We start from the raw sequence: 19,897 nt of genomic DNA, 5'->3' as shown, positions 1-19,897 counted from the left end.
AAGCATAAATTTTTTATCATTCAACTATACATGACGTTTAAGTTGGATAATGAACAAGTCCACTTTAAAGTGAAAGATAATAAGGATAATATCAAAAAAGCCCTACATCAGGGCTTTCTTTACTTGCTAATATAAGAAATCAATTCCGTAGTTTTCTTTTAGATAGGTCGCCAACTCGGCTTTTTCTTCCTCTCTAAATCGACAGAGGCTAAGGGCGAGACGCAATATCAGAACACTTGTATCGATGATGACGTTTGACTTAGAAATATCTTCTAGCTGGGTCACCTCTCTCAGGTCAAAATCTAAATAGCAAGCCTTGCTGTTGACATGGTCAGGGTCGCTGACATCCACTTCAACATACGATGCTCGCAGCAATTCTTCTTTTGGGATGAAGATTTCTTTTGAGAAGAATAACCCAGGATAGACATAAATACCTTCAAAGGTGAATTCAAAGGAAAGCCTACGACTAGTCAGTCTTTTGATGCCTGCAATCGTTGAATAGATAGCAGCGAAAAAGAGGATGGTTGGAACTACAGTAAGAAGACTAAGCTTGGAAAAGTCGATCAATCCATGCGCGAGGAAAATGAAAAATTGAAAGAATACACCCGTCGCAAAGACTAGATAGCCGACACCGACAAATTTTGAATAATAGATTTTCATAGAAACCTCCAGATATAGAATTGAACTCGCCAACGCTTTTTTAGTAGAAGTCATATAGGTAGTGGAGAGTAAAAATTCTAGGTATTCCCATCATATCCTATGGAGCGAAGTTCTGTCAACCTTTTAGCAATCTTCCAACCTTAGTTATCCTATGAACTAGCAAGTTGGTTTGTGGTATACTATTATTAAAATATCATTCAGACTAGATAAGTAAGTATATTTTTCATAAATAGAAAGAGGTTAATATGTTTTTTCTTGGACGCCGTCGTGTCTTTATCGGCGAATGCAATGGTCAAGCTGTTTATTATGACCAAAAGACAGGAGAGGATTTAGCTGCTCCAAAGAGTAGATTGCTCAATACTGAAAAAGCTGGTGACACGAATTCCTTTATTCCTGACTTGGTAATTCTCTTACTAGCAGGTGGACCCGCAGTTTCGGGCTTCTTTTCACTCAAGTTTGTTGGTGTCTATAACTGGTTCAGTCTAGCCTGTATTCTTCTCTTTTGGTTGATGCAGTTTTTCTCGTTAGTTGCTTTACTCGAACGAGCTCTCTATAAAAATGTTCGCAAGGCCCAGCCAACGACAGAGAAAGTCTTTTTCTTTGCAGCATCTCATAATTTGTTTGTGAAAAACCAGTTTGATCCCAGACAACTAGGCACTCTAGTTTTTCGATTTGCTCGCATTGTAGTAAATATAGTGTCTGTCTATTACTTCTTGTATTTCTTGACTCTTCCTCTAAAATTTGGCCAACCGATTGATGAAGGATATGGTTTGTGGTTAGCTGGCTTGTTATTCTTTTCAGTATTTCTTTTGTATAACCAAAACAATCCAGTTCGCTTTGTGAAGATTATGAGATTATACAGCCAAGGAAAAGTACGATTTAAGGAAGAAGTGGAACATTGGGAAACTGTCTTTGGTGGTGTATCCTAAATACTTAGATAAACAAAAAAGCCTTAAAATCAAGGCTTTTTCCTGTTGTTTAGATGCCCCCTGCAGGCTCTTTGAAAGAAACTTAGAAAAATCTAAAATGAAATTATTTCAAAATGGGGTAAAAGCAAAATTTCCCTCCCTACTTTCTCAATTATTCCTAATTTTAGTTCCAAAAAGCTTCAATTCATAATCTAATTATAATATGGGTAATGGGTACTATCTTATTACATTCAGATTTTTGTTCTCTTCAAAGAGTTATGTAGGCTTTATGGTTTTAAATAGGTAAAAAGTTGAATTATAGTGAGTATTGTGTCACAATAGGTAATATATAAATAATTAATGGAATGGATATAATTCTTTCCTACCTTTACAAGAAGGATTGGTTGCACCTTTTTTATCTAGCAATTATGGTTAGCTTTCAAGTTTAGCTAGTTTTTAAAAGCTCTGATTTCGACTCAATAAAACAAATTTTAGAAGTGCATAAGACAAGATGGTGACCTTACTACAGTCATCGCTAATCGCTATGTCTTGCTGGTACAGACTGTTTGTGCCGTTGGCTATTTACCAGTCAATTTGATCAAAGGGCTTAATTATTATTTTTGAAAGGTCTTTTATGGAAAAAATTCTTTCTTTAGGTCTGACAGGTAAGAAATTACTTGTTCAGGGTTTCTTGTTTGTTCTGCTAGGTCTTATCTTGATGGTCACGGGAACTTGGTTGCCAGTGACGGTTATTCGACTGGTTCTGTTTTTAGCTTGGATAGCAACGGTCTTAGATTTAGTATTACGTATTTTCAAAAAAAGTCAGTCAACGGACACCTTGGGAGTTGCACTGGTTAAATTGTTAGTGATGGGATATTTGCTAGGCTCGAATCTTGCTACTGATGTGCCAATTTATATTTTGGCTCTTGTGATTGGAATTTCTCAGATTTTTCATGCTAGTATCAACCTTGTCACCTATGTTCTCTACCGCAAAAACAAAATTCGACCTCGTTTTCGTTTCTTACTAGATGGTCTCGTACTAGTTTTTCTTGGTGGGACTAGTCTTTTGTCCTCTACGGGAAATTCTGTCTTTCAACTCTTTGTTTTAGGGGCTTATTTTTGCCTTTATGGTGTGTCCAATATCCGTGACGGTTTCTTATTTGAAAAGGAAATTGGGAAAAACCATCTCAAACGTCGTGTCAGAATGAGCTTACCTATTGCCCTAGCCGCTCTCATCCCTGCAAGTACTTTAGCAAAAATCAATAAATTCATGCAGGAAAATGCTGATAAGGAAGAGGAAATCTATCTTGGAATGGTGAAGTCTGGTAAGACAGCAGAGCTAGAAATTTTTGTTCATACAGCTGAGACCTCCCTGTTTTCAGCTATTGGTCATGTGGATATCTGCTATCAGGGCCGTGTTATTTCTTATGGCAACTATGATCCGTCATCTGAGACCTTATTTGGTATGGTAGGAGATGGTGTCTTATATTTCTGTGACCGTGATAAGTACATTGACTTATGTAAACGGGAGAGTCAAAAAACGCTATTTGGTTACGGAATAGATTTGACACCGGAAATGGAAGAAGCGGTTCAGGAAAAATTAGCTGAATTAAAACAACTAACGATTCCTTGGGAGCCAAGCGCAGATAAAATTAAAACGGAAGATGGTAAGGAAGACTACACCTACGCTTATAAAATCAGACATGAGACGGATGGGGAACTTTATAAATTTATCAAATCTAAGTTTAAATCCTACTTTGTCTTGTCCACAAACTGTGTGCTCTTGGCTGATACCATAGTCGGTCAAGCTGGAACAGATATCCTCTCACCAAAAGGATTTATCGCACCAGGAACTTATCAAGCCTACCTTGACCGAGAGTTTGAAAAACCAAATAGTATAGTCGTATCTAAACATGTTTATTAAGGAGAATTTATGAAGTTAGTTAGAAAATATACCCCGTTAATCCTTTTTATAGGGCTGGTTGCTCTTGTAATTCTGAATGCATCGAGCTTTATATCAGGAGCAATCTCTCTCTTTGATGTAACATCAACCTTGATTTATGGTGCTGTTATTGCTTTTGTGCTTAATGTTCCTATGAAAAAAATTGAACAGTACTTAGTTAAATTGAAGGTAAAGGCAGAGTTGCGTCGTCCGATTGCCATGGTACTTGTTTTCCTAGCTCTTATCTTAATCGTGATTGCTCTTTTGGTTTTGGTGCTGCCAACCCTAGCTCAGACTATTAGTCAGCTGGGAACAGTCCTTTCAACAGTCCTTACTCAACTTGGGAAATTGCTAGGCAGCTCGGAATTTGTAACCAAAGACATGTTGTCAACTATCGTATCAGGCATACAGGGACAATCTAGTTCTATTAGCCAAGCTTTGATAGGTTTTTTATCAGGTCTGACTAGTAATATCGGCAATATTTTTTCAAGTTTGATGAATGCCTTTTTGATTATAGTCTTCACCTTTTTATTTTTATCCAGTAAGGAACATTTGGCAGCGATGACGAGCCGACTTCTGAAAGTCTTACTTTCAGAGAAGGTGGTGATAAAGTTGACTTACATTGGACAAGTAGCACTAGAGACTTATGACCAATTTTTGATGAGTCAGCTGATTGAAGCAGTTATCATAGGAGTTATGATAGCGGTTGGTTACAGCCTGTTTGGGATACCCTATGGAGTAATGACAGGTATATTTGCAGGAGTGCTATCGTTCATTCCTTATGTAGGGCCTATGATTGCTTGTGTTGTGGGAGCGATTTTTATCTTCACAGTGAGTCCTACTCAAGCCTTACTTTCTCTTCTTCTATATCAAGTTATACAGCTGATTGAAGGAAACCTTATTTATCCAAAAGTTGTAGGTCAGTCTATTGGTTTACCAGCTATTTTCACGCTTGCGGCTGCTAGTATTGGAGGCAATCTCTTTGGCTTACTTGGGATGATATTCTTTACCCCCGTATTTGCTGTTATCTATCGACTGGTTAAAGAATTTGTCGTTGCAAAGGAAAATCAGGTAGATTAAGAAAAACTAAATTTAATAAGATATACTGAGAAGAGAGTGAGAGATTCTCTTCTCTTTTATTTCTAAATGACTTGCTCTTGTTCTGTTGCGAAAATTTATGAATTCATAATAGCCCATTTTAATCTCTATGCGGATTGGCCATGTAATATGGGCACAAATTAGTATAGTTTAGTTAATTATAGACTAGCTCTGTACTGTAAAAAACAGTTGGTCTTATCAAATATTGCTAGCAATTGATTGAGAATAAATGATAAGTTTGATAAGGTTGGAAAACCTTTATAATGATTTGCTACAAAAAGTTATTTGACATCAAAAAAGCCTTGAAAACAAGGCTTTTTCCTGTTGATTTAGATGCCCCCTACATGAATTTGTAAGAACTTTTCATATTGAAAATAAACAAAAATGTTGAAATATAGCTGATTTTAGGGAAATACTTTTAGGTATTTTCAATGTCAGGATTTAAAAATGGGGCAAAAGCGGGGCAAAAACGATTGACTCACATTTGGTTTGAAAACCTATAATACCTAATGATTATGCTATACTAGATATATAGTGTTGTTATCAATAAATATCAGTGCGAGACCAAATCGGAGGATAAAATGGAAAAACAAATTATGGGGAAAATTCGTGAGATTGCACAGAGTGTTAATGAGACAATACCAGTAGCATGGGATAATCTTTTTATTAACATAAGTTTAGCTTTTGATGGAGGAGAGGTATATTATTTCTTTAATGAAGAGGGGAAAAATGAGTATATCTACAATCTATATATTCCAAAGCGGTATGGTATTCCTAATTTAGAGTTTCGGAATCAAGAAAGACGCACCTTTAGATTAGCTTGGGAGTTGAGAGAAATTTTTGAGAAAGAAGGCCAACCTTTGTGGACTTCTTGTACTATAAAAGTAATTAGCACGAAATTATCTGCTGAATTTGACTATGCACCTTGGAATGAAAGTGATTATAGTTCAGGTCAACAAATGGACTTTTTTGAATATAAATATCTCGGCAAGCAACCAGCGAATGAAAAAGAGCTTGAGCAGTTCAAGGCCATGGAAGCTTTCCAAAGAGAGCATAATGGGAAATAGCTATATCTAAAGAACAACCCACCTCGGAGGATAAAATGGTTCAACAGATGAATGATAAAATTGCATTTTTAAATCGATACACGTTGTCATCTAAAAATAAAGTAGAATTTATAACTGATAAATCAACGATTTTAAATGCACCGATTCCAGAATATTGGAAAGCAGCATTTCTAGCCGATACTTTGGAAGAATACTTAGAGCAATTCTACGTAGAATGGAATGCGAAAAAGTGATAATTAAAGAGACGAAAAAGCTGAGAATATGATTTCCCAGCTTTTTTGAATGCGATAGAAATAGCAACTAGACTATTTACGAAAGGCCTCAATAATGTAGGTGAAGCCAGTAACTAAAAATGAAAAGGCAATGACATAAACGACAAAGACACCTGTAGCCACTGGATTGAACAGAATCACTAGACCTAGTAAAAATACAAGCAAGGCTACCCACGTGATATTGCTACCAATAATAGGGAAAATCAATCCTAGACGTTTGCCTTTAAAGAAAGCAATAATGGCTTCTACAATTAACCAAATTCCTACAATGGTCGGAATGACGACCGGCAGGGTCACAAAGCCATAAGCAACGAGGTAAAGAGCTAAGAGAAGACTAACAAACCCTTGGAAAAGATAAACAGGTGAGCGAAGCTCTTTTGGTGCAGAGAAATAGCCTAAAATAGCTGCTATAGAAGAAACCAGTAAATCAAATGCAATCCACCAGCTGTAAGCAACAAGATTAGCTACTGGGTTTGTAAATAGGAAAAGTCCTAAAAGGACAAAAACAACTCCTGCAAGGAATAGCAGTAAACGATTAGAAAATTTCATTTCAATACCCCCTATATAGTATAGTTTGCTAATAAAACTATTGTACTTATTTTTATAGAAAATGTCAATAAAATAAATAAACAATTTGGAAGTTTCAGTCTGACTTACAAAAAGAAAAGGAGTTTTCACTTCTTTTCACAGATTGAAGACAAAGTCCTTATAAAAGTGTCTTCTAAAGATTTTAACTTCAATCTGAAGCGAGGTTATCCTCGCTTTTTCTATTTATCAAACAATTCCTTATTTTCAATTAAGAGCTCTAGTGGAGATTTATCTCTTGCTTCAATAAAACCAGGTTCATATTGGGTATGAAGTGTTCTTTTCTGAGAAGTTGGATCAATATACAACTCTTTTCCATCTTCTGTGTATAGTTGGTTGCCTCTTGTTAGGTAAAGTAAATCCTCTAAGTACTGTCCATCAGTATGTAGGAAATGCTCGATGTATTTGACAGCTTTTAAGATTTCACTTACTTTATCAGAGTATTCATTAGATTCAAGAACACTCTTTTCTAACTCAATCTCTTTACTCGTTCCAAAGAGTTGGGTTGGAGTTGCATTAAAATATTCCGCTATCTTATCCAAATTTGCAAAGGTAGGATAGCTTTTTTGTTTTTCATAATCAGAGATGTCTGGAAAGATTGCTCATAAAAAAATGTGGGGCAAATGATGGGGTAAATCAGTTATAGACAAGCAAAAAAGCCTTATAAATAAAGGCTTTTTCCTGTTGATTTAGATGCCCCCTACAGGGCTCGAACCTGTGACCCATAGATTAAGAGTCTACTGCTCTACCAACTGAGCTAAGGAGGCAAATAAAAAGCTGTATTGGTGCCGAAACTTCACGGTTTGTATTGAACCCGCGCAATTAAGCAGGTGGGCAACTCGCTCTAACTGAAGCTGTTTCCGTGTGAGACGGCCTACATGCTGTTAGAAGACTTTTGTTTCCCTAATAATACAAAAAATAGTCGGTCAACACTTAAATGTGAAGTCGTACACCACAGCGTTTCTATGATTATATGATACCACTTTTTCAAAAAAAATCAAGGGAAAATTAAAAATTTTGAAAAGGATTTCATAAGTTTCGTAATTTATCAATGGTTTCCTTGCGTTGAGCCAGGGCACGTTCGTATTTTCCACTATCTTCTGGTGAGAAGTAGCTATGGTTGCGAATTTTTTCTGGCAAGTACTCTTGTTTGACCCAGTGACCTGGGTAGTTATGTGGATAGAGGTAGTTTTGGGCATTGCCTAATTCCTTGCTACCACTATAGTGGCCATCTCGCAGGTGACGTGGGATTGGTAGGTGACCTGAGGTTTTAAGGTCAGACAGAGCCTTGTCCATAGCTACATAGGCTGAGTTGGATTTTGGAGAAAGGGCCAAATCAATCACAACATTGGCAATGAGGATGCGGGCTTCGGGGAAACCGATCCTCTGTGCTGCATCCAGAGCAGTCACGGTATGAATCTGGGCTTCGGGATTGGCCAAACCGATATCTTCATAAGCAATAACAGTCAAACGACGAGCTAGGCTAGGAAGGTCACCGGCCTCTATCAAGCGAGCAGCATAGTGGAGACTAGCGTCCACATCTGATCCGCGAATAGACTTTTGAAGGGCAGATAGAACATCATAGTGTCCGTCTCCATCCTTGTCCATAGTGATGTAGCTTCTCTGAAGACTATTTTCCATGATGTCGAGCGTGATGTGACGGACACCGTCATCATTTTCTGGGGTGGAGAGAACTGCCAAATCAAGCGAATTGAAGGCAGAACGGAGATCTCCATTGGTAGATGTTGCGATAAAATCAAGGGCATCATCATCTAACTCAACAGGGAAATCAAAGCCTCGTTCAGGGTTAGTCAGGGCGATTTGAATGGCTTCTTTAACATCTAGGTTAGATAAGGGTTCCAACTCAAAAATCTGAACACGGCTACGAATGGCTGGGGTGACAGAAAAGAAAGGATTTTCAGTCGTAGCCCCAATCATGATGACTAGACCACTTTCCAAAAGAGGCAGGAGAAAGTCTTGTTTAGTCTTGTCAAGGCGATGAATCTCGTCTAGTAGCAGTACAAGGCCACCTGAGAATTTAGCTTCCTCAGCGATTTCTTGGAGACGTTTTTTACTATCAACAGTGGCATTGAAGGTCCGAAAAGCATACTTGGTCGTTCCAGCGATGGCTGAAGCGATACTGGTTTTTCCGATACCCGGAGGTCCATAGAGAATCATGGAGGACAAGCGGTTAGCCTCCACCATACGGCGGATGATTTTTCCTGGGCCTACCAGATGCTCTTGACCGATAACCTGGTCGATGGTTTTTGGGCGCATACGAAGCGCGAGATTGTCTGGCATAGCAGTCCTTTCTAACATGGATTTTCTGATACGAATGTGGTAATATGGTAGTATCTATTTTAGCATATTTCCGAGTATTCGGGGCGATTGAAGAGTTGTATAGAAAGAGGACAAGATGGCAACATACGGATTTTTAGATGTTTTACAAGAAGAATTGGATAAGAACTTTCCTTTTGACTATGAGATTAGCTGGGACAAGCGCAATCATGCAGTTGAAGTGAGTTTTTTGCTAGAGGCACAAAATCCTGCAGGAGTGGAGATGCTAGATGAGGACGGAGAGGTGTCGTCAGATGATATTCTCTTTGAAGAAGCGGTACTCTTTTACAACCCTGCCAAGTCAACAGTTAATGAGGAAGACTATTTGGCAGTCATCCCTTATCTGCCTAAGAAAGGTTTTTCTCGTGAATTTTTAGCTTATTTTGCGCTATTCCTCAAAGATACTGCAGAGGTTGGACTAGATGCCCTCATGGACTTTTTGGAAGACCCAGAAGCAGAAGAATTCGTCATGGAATGGAACCAAGAAGTCTTTGAAGAAGGGAAAGCAGGCTTGGAAGAGGGAGAATTTTATCCTTATCCGAGATATTAGGAGTCTAGCATGGAAATAGAACTTACTGATTTCCAAGGTTGCAAGATTGCTCTATTTTGCGGAGATAAGCTACTGACCATCTTGCGTGATGACAAGGAAAATATCCCTTGGCCCAATATGTGGGAGTTGCCGGGTGGTGGTCGTGAAGGGGACGAAAGCCCATTTGAATGCGCGGCGCGTGAAGTTTATGAGGAACTAGGCATTCACTTGACCGAAGATTGCCTGCTCTGGAGTAAGGTCTATCCCAGCATGCTCTATGAAGGCAGACAGTCAGTATTTATGGTCGGGCAACTAAGTCAAGAACAGTTTGACAGTATCACCTTTGGAGATGAAGGGCAGGGCTATAAATTGATGAACATTGAGGAATTTTTGACATCCAGTCAAGTAGTTCCGCAGTTGCAGGGTAGATTGAGGGATTATTTGGAGGAAGTGAAATGATTTTTGCGATTGCAACAACCACGTTAAACAAGGAAGTTAAACGCAAACTAAAAACTGGACAATACTCTAGGGAAGAAGCTACATTCATTTACATGGAATATTTAAAGTTAAAGAAGCAGAGAGAAAGTGGTACGAAAGTAGCTGGGATCTCTATGGCTGTTATTTGGGGATTAATGCTTGTTTTACCCTTACTGAGTGGTGAAGGTCTCGTACTGCCCCTTTCAGTACATTTTTTATTACTGCTACTGCTTGCAGGAATTGTTCTATTTGTTTATTATCTTATGTTTGGTATTTTTAAACAGCAGATTCATAGCGCAATGAAAGAACACTATACAGATGTGATTGAAGAATTTAAGAAGAATAAGGAAAATACAAAATGGAAACATGGCAAGAGTTAAAAGTAACGGTTAAGCGTGAGGGAGAGGAATTAGTTTCCAATCTCTTGATCGAGTTAGGCGCCCAAGGGGTAGCGATCGAAGACAGCATGGACTATGTGGGAAATGTCGACCGTTTCGGTGAGATTTTCCCTGAGGTCGAGCAGCAAGAAGAAATCGTGGTGACTGCCTACTACCCTGACACAGTTGATGTAGCAGCGGTGGAAGCGGACTTGCAAACTCGTCTTGCAGAATTGACAGACTTTATGGATTTGGGAGAGGTCAAGATTGGGACGACTGCCTTGGCTGAGGAAGACTGGGCAGACAACTGGAAGAAATACTATGAACCAGCTCGCATTACCCATGACCTGACCATCGTACCATCATGGACGGACTATGAGGCGACGGCGGGAGAAAAGATTATCAAGCTAGATCCAGGGATGGCCTTTGGAACAGGAACCCACCCTACGACCAAGATGAGTCTTTTTGCCTTGGAGCAGGTCCTTCGTGGTGGAGAAACAGTGCTAGATGTAGGGACTGGTTCAGGGGTTCTTTCTATTGCAAGCTCACTCCTAGGTGCCAAGGAGATTTTCGCCTATGACCTAGATGATGTAGCGGTTCGAGTCGCTCAGGAAAATATTGAGCTCAATCCTGGCATGGAAAACATCCATGTAGCAGCAGGAGATTTGCTTAAGGGTGTTGAGATTGAGGCAGATGTCATCGTGGCTAATATCTTGGCAGATATCCTCATTCATCTGACAGAGGATGCTTATCACTTGGTCAAGGATGAAGGTTACCTCATCATGAGTGGCATTATCAGGGACAAGTGGGACATGGTCCGTGAGTCAGCAGAAGCAGCTGGATTTTTCCTTGAAACTCATATGATTCAAGGGGAATGGAATGCCTGTGTCTTCAAAAAAACTAAGGATATCTCTGGTGTGATTGGAGGCTAGCATGCAACAGTATTTTGTAAAAGGTTTGGCTAGTTCTCCTGTCACTATTGAGGACAAGGAAACCAGTAAGCACATGTTTCAGGTCATGCGCCTGAAGGAAAATGATGAGGTTACTTTGGTCTTTGATGATGGCATCAAGCGCTTGGCGCGCGTGGTAAATGTAGAGGCGCGTCAGTTTGAGTTGGTTGAAGAATTAGCTGATAATGTGGAACTACCTATTCAAGTGACCACCGCTTCAGGCTTTCCCAAGGGGGATAAACTCGAGTTTATCACTCAAAAGGTGACGGAACTGGGTGCAAGCCAAATCTGGGCCTTTCCTGCAGACTGGTCAGTTGCCAAATGGGACGGCAAGAAATTGGGCAAAAAGGTTGAGAAGTTAGAAAAAATTGCCCTTGGAGCAGCAGAACAAAGCAAGCGGAACTTTGTTCCAAGTATCACTCTTTTTGAAAAAAAGTCTGATTTTCTAGCCCAACTGGACCAGTTTGACCGCATTGTGGTGGCCTATGAAGAGTCAGCAAAAGAAGGTGAATCAGCTGCCCTTATTCAAGCTGTTGCTGGGTTAGAAAAAGGATCTAAACTGCTCTTTATCTTTGGACCAGAAGGTGGTCTTTCACCCGCAGAAATTGAAAGTTTTGAAGCCAAAGGAGCAGTTCTTGCAGGTCTGGGCCCTCGCATCCTACGAGCAGAAACAGCACCGCTTTATGCCTTATCAGCCATCAGTGTTTTGTTAGAATTAGAGAAATAAGAGGAAAAAGATGGAACAAAAACACCGTTCAGAATTTCCTGAAAATGAACTTTGGGACTTAACAGCCCTATATCAAGACCGTGAGGATTTCTTGCGTGCGATAGAGAAGGCGCGTGAAGACATCAATCAATTTAGCCGTGACTACAAGGGCAATCTTCACACTTTTGAGGATTTTGATAAGGCCTTTGCAGAATTGGAGCAAATCTATATCCAGATGAGCCATATTGGTAATTATGCCTTTATGCCTCAGACGACAGATTATAGCAATGAAGATTTTGCCAATATCGCCCAAGCTGGAATGGACTTTGAAACAGATGCCAGCGTAGCCTTGACCTTCTTTGATGATGCCTTGGTGGCAGCAGACGAGGAAGTCTTGGACCATTTGGGTGAATTGCCTCACTTGACTGCAGCCATTCGTCAGGCCAAAATCAAAAAAGCCCACTATCTAGGGGCTGATGTGGAGAAGGCCTTGACTAATCTTGGCGAAGTTTTCTACAGTCCACAGGATATTTACACCAAGATGCGAGCTGGGGATTTCGAAATGGCTGACTTTGAAGCCCATGGAAAAACCTACAAAAACAGCTTTGTGACCTATGAAAATTTCTACCAAAATCACGAGGATGCTGAAGTTCGTGAGAAATCTTTCCGTTCCTTCTCAGATGGACTACGTAAGCACCAAAATACAGCTGCGGCAGCCTATCTTGCTCAGGTAAAGTCTGAGAAATTGTTGGCAGATATGAAAGGTTATGACTCAGTATTCGACTATCTTTTGGCTGAGCAAGAAGTGGACCGTGCCATGTTTGACCGCCAGATTGACCTCATCATGAAGGACTTTGCGCCAGTTGCTCAGAGATACCTCAAGCATGTTGCCAAGGTGAATGGTCTTGAGAAGATGACCTTTGCTGATTGGAAATTGGACTTGGACAATGCTCTCAATCCAGAGGTTAGCATTGATGATGCCTATGATTTAGTTATGAAATCAGTCGCACCTTTGGGTCAAGAATACAGTCAGGAAATCGCTCGCTATCAAGAAGAGCGCTGGGTTGACTTCGCTGCTAATAGTGGCAAGGATTCTGGTGGTTATGCAGCTGATCCATATCGTGTGCATCCATATGTCCTCATGAGCTGGACAGGTCGTTTGAGCGATGTTTATACCTTGATTCATGAAATTGGGCATTCTGGTCAATTTATTTTTTCGGATAATCATCAGAGCTACTTCAATGCCCACATGTCGACCTACTATGTCGAAGCACCGTCAACCTTCAATGAATTGCTGTTAAGTGATTACTTAGAACACCAATCTGATGACCCACGTCAGAAACGCTTTGCCTTAGCTCATCGCTTGACGGACACCTACTTCCATAACTTTATTACCCATCTCTTGGAAGCAGCTTTTCAACGTAAGGTATATACACTGATTGAAGAAGGGGAAACCTTTGGAGCAAGCAAACTCAACAGCATTATGAAGGAAGTCTTGACAGACTTCTGGGGTGATGCTATTGAGATTGATGATGATGCGGCTTTGACTTGGATGCGCCAAGCTCACTACTATATGGGTTTGTATAGCTACACCTACTCAGCCGGACTTGTCATCTCGACTGCGGGTTACCTCCATCTGAAACATTCGGAAACTGGAGCTGAAGACTGGCTCAACCTCCTCAAATCAGGTGGTAGCAAGACACCACTTGAGTCAGCCATGATTATAGGTGCGGATATTTCAACAGACAAACCACTCCGTGATACCATCCAGTTCTTGTCTGACACGGTTGATCAGATTATCGCCTACAGTGCAGAGTTGGGAGAGTAAGTGTAAAGTAATAGAGAGGTGGGTGATTGCTTTGCTGATGATCTTTGGATGGTTGACAGTCATTATCTTTGGATTATTTGTAGCTATTTTCAAAAAAGCCGTTGGAGGCTGTGATTTCAAAACTGAACTGAAAGTAGAGCTGGTATTGCTTGTGCTTTACTTCATTTTTGTACCATATTCTCTTTCATTAAAAATTCGATGTTTAAGAAATAAAAAGTCATCTATGAATGGCTTTTTGATCAGTGACTAGAAAAGCAGAGGTGCTAGGGATGTATCAAGAATTACAAAGTAAAGTGACAGAAGAAAAACCAAGCTATAGTCGGGAATAAATTTGGAAAGAATTACATAAGCGATCTCCTGAAACACATCCAGATGATAATCCGTCAATCTTAAAATATAGTGACGGTGTTCCAAAATTACTTGAAAATGGTTATGTTCAATAGTAAAATAAAAGTGATCAAGGGAGACGTAAATCACTATGAATAAAACTTTAAAAACATCACTCGTATTACTATTAACGGTTTTCGCCCTTGCGGCTTGCGGACAAAACAATTCAGCAGGAAGCGCAGCGCAAACTTCACAAACAGCTCAAGAAACCACGACTGCTCCAACAACACAAGTAGCGTCCAATAAACAAAATACAACAGAAGCTCTGCCAAAAGACGGTGTACAAAGATTCAAGCGTATAGATAAAGGTGGATCAACATTTCTTATCTACTACTTCAAGGATGACATCGTCTATAAACAGATTGGTATTTACTTTTATAACCCTAAAGGATTAGGCAAATCTGAAGAAGAGGTTGTTCAACTTCTGAACAAAAGTCAAGAGCTTTATAAGGATGTAACTGGAATAACCTCTAAAGTTGAGAAGGAAGATGGAGAATACATTCAAACCGTAATATATGATTACCAAACTATGGACTGGAAAGAGTTACATCGACGCGATCCAAATCAATTTCCTGCGACCAAACCAAAACCAGTGAAAATTAGTGAAGCTGCAGCTAAATTACAAGAAAAAGGTTATGTTGAATATACAGAATAAACTCAACCAAATAAACAGCACCAAAGACACTCCTTAGCCGTCCTTGGTGCTGTTTGTCCTGACTAGCCTCGGGTAACCAAAAGTGCAAAGACCTGCAATTTTCCAAGCACTTTTCTTGAATCCCTCCCCTTCTTTTGATAGACTAATAGGTAGTTGAAAAAAAGGAGACTAATTATGAAAAAATTTGTTGCTGAATTAATCGGTACATTTATGCTTGTGTTCATCGGAACAGGAGCTGTTGTTTTTGGAAATGGTGTTGAAGGACTTGGACACCTTGGGATTGCTCTTGCTTTTGGTTTAGCAATCGTAGTCGCAGCCTTCTCAATTGGAACTGTTTCAGGTGCTCACTTGAACCCAGCTGTTTCTATCGCTATGTTTGTAAACAAACGTTTGTCATCTTCAGAGCTTGTAAACTACATCCTTGGACAAGTAGTTGGTGCTTTCCTTGCATCTGGGGCTGTATTCTTCCTCTTGGCAAATTCAGGTATGTCAACTGCAAGTCTTGGTGAAAATGCCTTGGCAAATGGTGTAACTGTCTTTGGTGGTTTCTTGTTTGAAACAATTGCAACTTTCTTGTTTGTTTTGGTGATCATGACTGTAACATCAGCAAGCAAAGGTAATGGTGCTATTGCTGGTTTGGTGATTGGTTTGTCATTGACTGCTTTGATCCTTGTTGGATTGAATATTACTGGTCTTTCAGTAAACCCAGCTCGTAGCTTGGCTCCTGCTGTATTGGTAGGTGGCGCAGCTCTTCAACAAGTTTGGATTTTCATCCTTGCACCAATCGTTGGTGGAGTTCTTGCAGCTCTTGTTGCTAAAAATTTCCTTGGAACTGAAGAATAATTGAAACTCAAAAAACCTACTCATCACATTGGAGAGTAGGTTTTTTATATATTAAAATCCCCCATGATAAGAGGTGGGGGATTTTATAATTAACTCAATTCAGCAACGATAGCTTTGATTTGTTCTGCAGTGTGAACACCTGCAACTTGTTTGACGACTTGTCCATCTTTCTTGAAAAGAAGAGTAGGGATAGACATGATACCAAATGAACGAGCTGTATTTGGATTTTCATCAACGTCCATTTTAACGATTTTCAAAACATCTTCTGAAAGTTCTTCAGACAATTTGTCCAAAATTGGACCTTGCATACGACATGGACCACACCAAGTTGCCCAGAAGTCTACTAAGACCAATCCGTCTTTAGTTTCTTGTTCAAATGTTGCATCTGTAATTGCTTTTGCCATAGTATTTCTCCTTTTTAGTTATATTGGCTTAAATCTTGTTTCATGAGATAGAAGAAAACATCCCCATAAGTCCCATGGTAGTCCAGAACATGACCATTGTAGGTTAGTTTTTGGACAGGGTAGTAGTCTGCGACACCAATCAGGCAGGCATGTTGAGAACGTTCAAATTCTTCGTATGACTCGAATGTTACGGTTCTCTCTTGCTTACTGGCATCAAGATAAGTGATTTCAATCATAGGATTCTCCTTTGCTAAATCATGTCTTCATTTTACTCCTTGGAAAAAGGAATGTCAAGAAAATTGATTGCGCACGCAAGTTTTTTTGAAAAATTTAGAACAACCAGTCTGCTTTTGTTTCAAGACTTTCTTCGACTGCTTTTTGTAGATAAGCAAGAGTCGTCTGTCCTTCGCTAGTGAGGCAGATAAAACTAGCTCGCTTGTCCTGATCGCAACATCTCCGACTAAGTAAACCACAGTTTTTTTCTTCTAGGCGTGCCACCATCCGTGATACAGCGCTAGGGCTCAGATGAAGTTTATCTGGCAAGTCAATCTGTCTCAAAGATTTTTCTTGAGCCTGATTTAAAAAGTGCAAGAGATAGAATTCTTTGAGCGTTAGACTTTGGTCGCTCTGATCAGCGATCGTTTGCTCTAAAATAGCTTCTAGCTCTACTTGTCGGCGGTTGAAGTCGAACCATTTTTCTAAGTAAGTCATGTTAATCTCCTTTCCTCTATAATAGTTGTAAATGGATTTTTGCATCTAAGATGCTTGCGCACGCAATTAGTATACAACTTTTTAGATGAGATAGCAAGAAGGAGGTTTCTTGTGTATTTCCTTGAAATTTTCTGAAAAAGGAGTAAACTGGTATGCAGAAAGTCTATTTGTGGAGTATACGATGAAGTTATATGTTCAGTTAATGATTCTTTTTGTGATTTCGCTGATTGGTGAGGGAATTTCTGTTCTTTTCCATTTGCCTATCCCTGGAAGCATTATTGGTTTGATTATTTTATTTTTGGCTTTGCAGTTCAAGTGGTTGCGGGTACGTCATGTCAACATGGTTGGGAATTTTCTGCTGGCCAACATGACCATTCTCTTTCTGCCTCCTGCGGTTGGGATTATGGAGAAATTTGATGTGATTGCTCCCTATTTATTGCCCATTGTCTTGATTGTCTTTTTTGCGGCAGTGATCAATATTATCTTGATTGCGCTGGTCGTTCAGTTTATCAAAAAGCGTTATGAAGGTGATTACGAAGAAAGAGGTGCCAAATGAGCGAATTTGTATCCAATCCACTTTTTGGGATAGCCTTGTCTATCCTAGCTTATCTTGGAGGCATGATTATCTTTAGACGATACCCTCATCCTCTGACGACTCCCTTACTGCTAGCAACATTGTTTATCATAGCTTTTCTGAAATTGACGGGTATTTCTTACGCCGCCTATTATCAAGGTGGGGTTTATTTGAATAACTTGATTGTACCTTCGACAGTAGCACTCGGGATTCCTCTCTATAAAAGTTTTCATCTCATGAAGCACCATGTTAGAAGTATTTTGTTAGGCAGTTTTTTAGCAGTCATCGTGAATACTACTTTTACAGCACTAGTCGCCAAATTTTTCGGCATGGATTTCTTCTTGGCGATTTCACTTTTTCCAAAGTCGGTAACGACTGCGATGGCGGTTGGAATCACAGAAAAGCTACAAGGAATCACAACAATCACCTTGGTCGTAGTAGTAGCGACTGGTATTTTGACTAGCGTTATCGGACCGACACTCTTAAAATGGCTAAAAATTGACGATCCAGTAGCTGCCGGTTTGGCTCTAGGAGGAACAGGTCACGCCGTTGGAACAGGGACCGCTTTTCGCTACGGATCAGTTGCAGGTGCCATGGCTGGTTTGGCAATCGGTGTCACAGGTCTGCTTTATGTCTTTATCAGTCCAATTGTAGCTGGTATAATATTGAGTTAAAGGTCAAGTATCTCTTGGCCTTTTATCTGTTTAACAATAAAAATCCCCAGCAAAAATTCATTTGCTAGGGGTTTTTTATTATTGAAGGTTAACTTTATTCTTCAAGATGTAGTAGGTGCCGATATAGTAGACAACAATCAAAATGATATCTTTAATGATTTCATAAGTGAGAAAAGAGCTGTAATTTATACTAATATTTAAGAAAAGATCGCTAAATCCAATGAGAGTGTGAATCACAATATAGGCCACAACAGCTAGAGCTGTACGGTATTCATCAAATAGTTGACCGATAGAAATAGACAAGTAGATACAAAGGATGCTGGCAAGGGTATTTAAGACATAAGTTGTCAGGCTTAACCATAAATTGCCTAGATAGTAGTCGAAAAGATCCTTGAATAAGGTTGATATGAAGACATCAGGGCTAATCATGGCAATGATGATGTAAAGACTCAAAAGAAAGACCACTGTACTTGTCAAAGACCAGACAAAGGCTCCAAGGATTTTAGCAGAGAGAATCTGGTGTTCAGATACTGGAAGGGTTAGGGTTAGATAACCACGACGGTCATAGACACTTCCCTTAAATCGTTGAATGATCAAAATTAAGGTTGAAATACTCAGAGTAATAACGAGGCCCCCAAAAACCAGAGCTAGAAAGAATAACATGAGAGCACCTTTGTCTTGATAATAGGTACTTGATAAGGCACTACCGTGAATTCCTATGATGACAGATAGGGATAGTACAGCTGCATAGAGGGCAAAAAACCATTTGTTGACATTTTTAAATTCATAACGAACTAAATTCCAAAACATAAGAATCTCCTTTACCTAAGCTTTGAATTCGTGACGGAAGAGTTGATCGATAGACTCTCCAGATTCGTAGCGAATATCATCTACATTTCCTTGACGTACGATTTTTCCATCCTTGAGGAAAATAATCTCATCCAAGATTGGCTCGATGTCTGAAATCAAATGAGTTGAAATCAAGACAGTCGAAGTTGGGGAGTAGCTGTTGATGATGGTGTTCAAGATATAGTCACGGGCTGCAGGGTCGACTCCTCCGATGGGCTCGTCAAGGACATATAAGCGAGCATCACGACTCATGACAAGAATCAATTGGACCTTCTCTTTGTTCCCTTTTGAGAGCTTTTTAAGGCGACTGTTTTCATCGATACCCAGATCACGAAGTAAGTGTTGAGCGCGATCAAGATTGAAATCCTTGTAGAAGGTTTTAAAGAAGGTAAGAGCTTCTTTGACCTTCATTTGCTCGTTAAGGTAGGTCGTGTCAGGTAGATAAGACACAATGGCTTTTGTTTCGGGACTAGGCTCTGTATTGTTGATAAGAATACGTCCTTCATCAGGTTGAAGCAAGCCATTAATCAACTTAATCAAGGTTGTCTTTCCAGAACCATTTGGGCCAAGGAGACCAACAATCTTACCAGCTGGAATTTCAAAGGAAACATTTTTAAGGGCAGGGTTGGGTCCATAGGATTTTGAAACATTTTCAAATTCTAATAAGGTCATAGTCTAAACTCCTTCAATATAATCTCTCAAAACAGTAGGTAGTTCTTCTTTTTCATAGCCAAATTCTACCATGGCTGTGACAAACTGTTGCAGTTGTTCTTCGGATAGTTGTTTGCGGGATTGGAAGATCAAGTCCAAGTCTTCTGTGACAAAGCGGCCAGCAGTCCGCTTGCTGTATACGAAGCCTTCTCTTTCCAGGTCTGATAGGGCACGTTGGATGGTGTTTGGATTGACACCAGCTTCACTTGCCAATTCTCTAACAGTTGGGAGTTGTTGACTAGGCTCAAGTTTGTGGGAAATAATTTGCAGTTTGATTTTGTCCATAATCTGCAAATAAATGGGTTTGTTGTTATCAAATGTCCAGGACATCACGGTCTCCTTTCTATTTTTCT

25 protein-coding genes and 1 tRNA gene are annotated in these 19,897 nt (G+C 39.7%); 15 read left to right on the top strand and 11 right to left on the bottom strand.

Features of this window, described 5'->3' with window-relative positions; translation table 11 throughout:
- Nucleotides 1–126: 126 nt before the first annotated feature.
- Nucleotides 127–660 (bottom strand): hypothetical protein, encoded by a 534-nt coding sequence (locus tag GOM46_RS07350; RefSeq protein ID WP_235083463.1) that lies wholly within the window; start codon nt 658–660, stop codon nt 127–129.
- Between the two features lie 245 nt (nt 661–905).
- Between GOM46_RS07350 and GOM46_RS07345 the strand changes: the two genes are divergently transcribed.
- The 5 genes from GOM46_RS07345 to GOM46_RS07325 all read left to right on the top strand — a co-directional run bounded on the left by GOM46_RS07345 (nt 906) and on the right by GOM46_RS07325 (nt 5,908).
- The gene (locus GOM46_RS07345; RefSeq protein ID WP_235083462.1) at nt 906–1,589 is read left to right on the top strand and encodes a hypothetical protein; all 684 of its coding nucleotides are present in this window, start codon (nt 906–908) and stop codon (nt 1,587–1,589) included.
- 613 nt (nt 1,590–2,202) lie between these two features.
- The gene (locus GOM46_RS07340; protein WP_235083461.1) at nt 2,203–3,492 is read left to right on the top strand and encodes a DUF308 domain-containing protein; all 1,290 of its coding nucleotides are present in this window, start codon (nt 2,203–2,205) and stop codon (nt 3,490–3,492) included.
- Between the two features lie 9 nt (nt 3,493–3,501).
- The gene (locus GOM46_RS07335; RefSeq protein WP_235083460.1) at nt 3,502–4,590 is read left to right on the top strand and encodes an AI-2E family transporter; all 1,089 of its coding nucleotides are present in this window, start codon (nt 3,502–3,504) and stop codon (nt 4,588–4,590) included.
- A 599-nt stretch (nt 4,591–5,189) separates the two neighbouring features.
- Nucleotides 5,190–5,675, top strand: coding sequence for an immunity protein YezG family protein (locus GOM46_RS07330; RefSeq protein WP_235083459.1), 486 nt, complete (start codon nt 5,190–5,192; stop codon nt 5,673–5,675).
- A gap of 35 nt (nt 5,676–5,710) precedes the next feature.
- Nucleotides 5,711–5,908, top strand: coding sequence for a hypothetical protein (locus GOM46_RS07325; RefSeq protein ID WP_235083458.1), 198 nt, complete (start codon nt 5,711–5,713; stop codon nt 5,906–5,908).
- Nucleotides 5,909–5,980: 72 nt separating this feature from the next.
- Here the strand turns inward: GOM46_RS07325 and GOM46_RS07320 are convergent, their stop codons facing one another.
- From GOM46_RS07320 to GOM46_RS07305, 4 genes are all read right to left on the bottom strand, one after another.
- Nucleotides 5,981–6,496, bottom strand: coding sequence for a DUF308 domain-containing protein (locus GOM46_RS07320; RefSeq protein WP_037611159.1), 516 nt, complete (start codon nt 6,494–6,496; stop codon nt 5,981–5,983).
- Between the two features lie 218 nt (nt 6,497–6,714).
- On the bottom strand, nt 6,715–7,131 hold the full coding sequence (locus GOM46_RS07315) for a helix-turn-helix domain-containing protein (RefSeq protein WP_235084148.1): 417 nt from the start codon (nt 7,129–7,131) through the stop codon (nt 6,715–6,717).
- A gap of 95 nt (nt 7,132–7,226) precedes the next feature.
- Nucleotides 7,227–7,299 (bottom strand) — tRNA-Lys (locus tag GOM46_RS07310).
- A gap of 262 nt (nt 7,300–7,561) precedes the next feature.
- Entirely contained in the window at nt 7,562–8,833 is a 1,272-nt protein-coding gene (locus GOM46_RS07305) for a replication-associated recombination protein A (RefSeq protein WP_235084147.1), read from the bottom strand.
- 115 nt (nt 8,834–8,948) lie between these two features.
- Between GOM46_RS07305 and GOM46_RS07300 the strand changes: the two genes are divergently transcribed.
- From GOM46_RS07300 to GOM46_RS07265, 8 genes are all read left to right on the top strand, one after another.
- Nucleotides 8,949–9,419 (top strand): DUF3013 family protein, encoded by a 471-nt coding sequence (locus GOM46_RS07300; protein WP_235083457.1) that lies wholly within the window; start codon nt 8,949–8,951, stop codon nt 9,417–9,419.
- 9 nt (nt 9,420–9,428) lie between these two features.
- Complete coding sequence (locus GOM46_RS07295) at nt 9,429–9,857, top strand: NUDIX hydrolase (protein WP_235083456.1); 429 nt, start codon at nt 9,429–9,431, stop codon at nt 9,855–9,857.
- Nucleotides 9,854–10,255, top strand: coding sequence for a hypothetical protein (locus GOM46_RS07290; protein ID WP_036758379.1), 402 nt, complete (start codon nt 9,854–9,856; stop codon nt 10,253–10,255). The genes GOM46_RS07295 and GOM46_RS07290 overlap by 4 nt, the downstream gene beginning before the upstream one ends.
- A complete protein-coding gene (gene prmA / locus GOM46_RS07285; RefSeq protein WP_235083455.1) occupies nt 10,234–11,184 on the top strand; it encodes a 50S ribosomal protein L11 methyltransferase in 951 nt (316 codons plus the stop codon). The genes GOM46_RS07290 and prmA overlap by 22 nt, the downstream gene beginning before the upstream one ends.
- A gap of 1 nt (nt 11,185) precedes the next feature.
- Nucleotides 11,186–11,929 carry a 16S rRNA (uracil(1498)-N(3))-methyltransferase gene (locus GOM46_RS07280; protein ID WP_235083454.1) on the top strand — a complete coding sequence of 248 codons (744 nt, stop codon included), beginning with the start codon at nt 11,186–11,188 and terminating at the stop codon, nt 11,927–11,929.
- Between the two features lie 10 nt (nt 11,930–11,939).
- Nucleotides 11,940–13,736 (top strand): oligoendopeptidase F, encoded by a 1,797-nt coding sequence (gene pepF, locus GOM46_RS07275; RefSeq protein WP_235083453.1) that lies wholly within the window; start codon nt 11,940–11,942, stop codon nt 13,734–13,736.
- 478 nt (nt 13,737–14,214) lie between these two features.
- Nucleotides 14,215–14,778 carry a DUF1307 domain-containing protein gene (locus tag GOM46_RS07270; RefSeq protein ID WP_006150859.1) on the top strand — a complete coding sequence of 188 codons (564 nt, stop codon included), beginning with the start codon at nt 14,215–14,217 and terminating at the stop codon, nt 14,776–14,778.
- Between the two features lie 174 nt (nt 14,779–14,952).
- Nucleotides 14,953–15,621, top strand: a complete 669-nt coding sequence (locus GOM46_RS07265; RefSeq protein WP_006150854.1) for an MIP/aquaporin family protein — start codon at nt 14,953–14,955, stop codon at nt 15,619–15,621.
- A gap of 89 nt (nt 15,622–15,710) precedes the next feature.
- On the opposite strand, the gene trxA is transcribed toward GOM46_RS07265, so the two are convergent.
- The 3 genes from trxA to GOM46_RS07250 all read right to left on the bottom strand — a co-directional run bounded on the left by trxA (nt 15,711) and on the right by GOM46_RS07250 (nt 16,736).
- Nucleotides 15,711–16,025, bottom strand: coding sequence for a thioredoxin (gene trxA / locus GOM46_RS07260; RefSeq protein WP_001029584.1), 315 nt, complete (start codon nt 16,023–16,025; stop codon nt 15,711–15,713).
- Nucleotides 16,026–16,039: 14 nt separating this feature from the next.
- Nucleotides 16,040–16,261 (bottom strand): DUF4649 family protein, encoded by a 222-nt coding sequence (locus GOM46_RS07255; RefSeq protein ID WP_235083452.1) that lies wholly within the window; start codon nt 16,259–16,261, stop codon nt 16,040–16,042.
- A gap of 94 nt (nt 16,262–16,355) precedes the next feature.
- Nucleotides 16,356–16,736, bottom strand: a complete 381-nt coding sequence (locus tag GOM46_RS07250) for a MarR family winged helix-turn-helix transcriptional regulator (protein WP_235083451.1) — start codon at nt 16,734–16,736, stop codon at nt 16,356–16,358.
- A gap of 181 nt (nt 16,737–16,917) precedes the next feature.
- Here GOM46_RS07250 and GOM46_RS07245 point away from each other — a divergent pair, with 181 nt between their 5' ends.
- Both GOM46_RS07245 and GOM46_RS07240 read left to right on the top strand, forming a co-directional pair.
- Nucleotides 16,918–17,292, top strand: coding sequence for a CidA/LrgA family protein (locus GOM46_RS07245; protein WP_235083450.1), 375 nt, complete (start codon nt 16,918–16,920; stop codon nt 17,290–17,292).
- Nucleotides 17,289–17,984, top strand: a complete 696-nt coding sequence (locus GOM46_RS07240) for an LrgB family protein (protein WP_235083449.1) — start codon at nt 17,289–17,291, stop codon at nt 17,982–17,984. The genes GOM46_RS07245 and GOM46_RS07240 overlap by 4 nt, the downstream gene beginning before the upstream one ends.
- 78 nt (nt 17,985–18,062) lie before the next feature.
- Here GOM46_RS07240 and GOM46_RS07235 read toward each other — a convergent pair whose 3' ends face one another.
- The 3 genes from GOM46_RS07235 to GOM46_RS07225 are packed head-to-tail and all read right to left on the bottom strand — an operon-like array spanning nt 18,063 to nt 19,874.
- Nucleotides 18,063–18,794 carry a hypothetical protein gene (locus tag GOM46_RS07235; RefSeq protein ID WP_235083448.1) on the bottom strand — a complete coding sequence of 244 codons (732 nt, stop codon included), beginning with the start codon at nt 18,792–18,794 and terminating at the stop codon, nt 18,063–18,065.
- A 15-nt stretch (nt 18,795–18,809) separates the two neighbouring features.
- Nucleotides 18,810–19,505, bottom strand: coding sequence for an ABC transporter ATP-binding protein (locus tag GOM46_RS07230; protein WP_006150834.1), 696 nt, complete (start codon nt 19,503–19,505; stop codon nt 18,810–18,812).
- A 3-nt stretch (nt 19,506–19,508) separates the two neighbouring features.
- Nucleotides 19,509–19,874 (bottom strand): GntR family transcriptional regulator, encoded by a 366-nt coding sequence (locus GOM46_RS07225; protein ID WP_006150869.1) that lies wholly within the window; start codon nt 19,872–19,874, stop codon nt 19,509–19,511.
- Between the last annotated feature and the right edge of the window lie 23 nt (nt 19,875–19,897).

Source organism: Streptococcus infantis, from assembly GCF_021497965.1.
In the GTDB taxonomy this organism is placed as follows: Bacteria; Bacillota; Bacilli; order Lactobacillales; family Streptococcaceae; genus Streptococcus; species Streptococcus infantis_B.
The sequence above is the reverse complement of the archived record's forward strand: the minus strand, read 5'-3'. Positions and strand labels throughout refer to the sequence as shown.

Coding starts and splice junctions, on each gene's coding strand:
- GOM46_RS07350 (WP_235083463.1), bottom strand. CDS start 660: ATGAAAATCTATTATTCAAAATTTGTCGGTGTCGGCTATCTAGTCTTT.
- GOM46_RS07345 (WP_235083462.1), top strand. CDS start 906: ATGTTTTTTCTTGGACGCCGTCGTGTCTTTATCGGCGAATGCAATGGT.
- GOM46_RS07340 (WP_235083461.1), top strand. CDS start 2,203: ATGGAAAAAATTCTTTCTTTAGGTCTGACAGGTAAGAAATTACTTGTT.
- GOM46_RS07335 (WP_235083460.1), top strand. CDS start 3,502: ATGAAGTTAGTTAGAAAATATACCCCGTTAATCCTTTTTATAGGGCTG.
- GOM46_RS07330 (WP_235083459.1), top strand. CDS start 5,190: ATGGAAAAACAAATTATGGGGAAAATTCGTGAGATTGCACAGAGTGTT.
- GOM46_RS07325 (WP_235083458.1), top strand. CDS start 5,711: ATGGTTCAACAGATGAATGATAAAATTGCATTTTTAAATCGATACACG.
- GOM46_RS07320 (WP_037611159.1), bottom strand. CDS start 6,496: ATGAAATTTTCTAATCGTTTACTGCTATTCCTTGCAGGAGTTGTTTTT.
- GOM46_RS07305 (WP_235084147.1), bottom strand. CDS start 8,833: ATGCCAGACAATCTCGCGCTTCGTATGCGCCCAAAAACCATCGACCAG.
- GOM46_RS07300 (WP_235083457.1), top strand. CDS start 8,949: ATGGCAACATACGGATTTTTAGATGTTTTACAAGAAGAATTGGATAAG.
- GOM46_RS07295 (WP_235083456.1), top strand. CDS start 9,429: ATGGAAATAGAACTTACTGATTTCCAAGGTTGCAAGATTGCTCTATTT.
- GOM46_RS07290 (WP_036758379.1), top strand. CDS start 9,854: ATGATTTTTGCGATTGCAACAACCACGTTAAACAAGGAAGTTAAACGC.
- prmA (WP_235083455.1), top strand. CDS start 10,234: ATGGAAACATGGCAAGAGTTAAAAGTAACGGTTAAGCGTGAGGGAGAG.
- GOM46_RS07280 (WP_235083454.1), top strand. CDS start 11,186: ATGCAACAGTATTTTGTAAAAGGTTTGGCTAGTTCTCCTGTCACTATT.
- pepF (WP_235083453.1), top strand. CDS start 11,940: ATGGAACAAAAACACCGTTCAGAATTTCCTGAAAATGAACTTTGGGAC.
- GOM46_RS07270 (WP_006150859.1), top strand. CDS start 14,215: ATGAATAAAACTTTAAAAACATCACTCGTATTACTATTAACGGTTTTC.
- GOM46_RS07265 (WP_006150854.1), top strand. CDS start 14,953: ATGAAAAAATTTGTTGCTGAATTAATCGGTACATTTATGCTTGTGTTC.
- trxA (WP_001029584.1), bottom strand. CDS start 16,025: ATGGCAAAAGCAATTACAGATGCAACATTTGAACAAGAAACTAAAGAC.
- GOM46_RS07255 (WP_235083452.1), bottom strand. CDS start 16,261: ATGATTGAAATCACTTATCTTGATGCCAGTAAGCAAGAGAGAACCGTA.
- GOM46_RS07250 (WP_235083451.1), bottom strand. CDS start 16,736: ATGACTTACTTAGAAAAATGGTTCGACTTCAACCGCCGACAAGTAGAG.
- GOM46_RS07245 (WP_235083450.1), top strand. CDS start 16,918: ATGAAGTTATATGTTCAGTTAATGATTCTTTTTGTGATTTCGCTGATT.
- GOM46_RS07240 (WP_235083449.1), top strand. CDS start 17,289: ATGAGCGAATTTGTATCCAATCCACTTTTTGGGATAGCCTTGTCTATC.
- GOM46_RS07235 (WP_235083448.1), bottom strand. CDS start 18,794: ATGTTTTGGAATTTAGTTCGTTATGAATTTAAAAATGTCAACAAATGG.
- GOM46_RS07230 (WP_006150834.1), bottom strand. CDS start 19,505: ATGACCTTATTAGAATTTGAAAATGTTTCAAAATCCTATGGACCCAAC.
- GOM46_RS07225 (WP_006150869.1), bottom strand. CDS start 19,874: ATGTCCTGGACATTTGATAACAACAAACCCATTTATTTGCAGATTATG.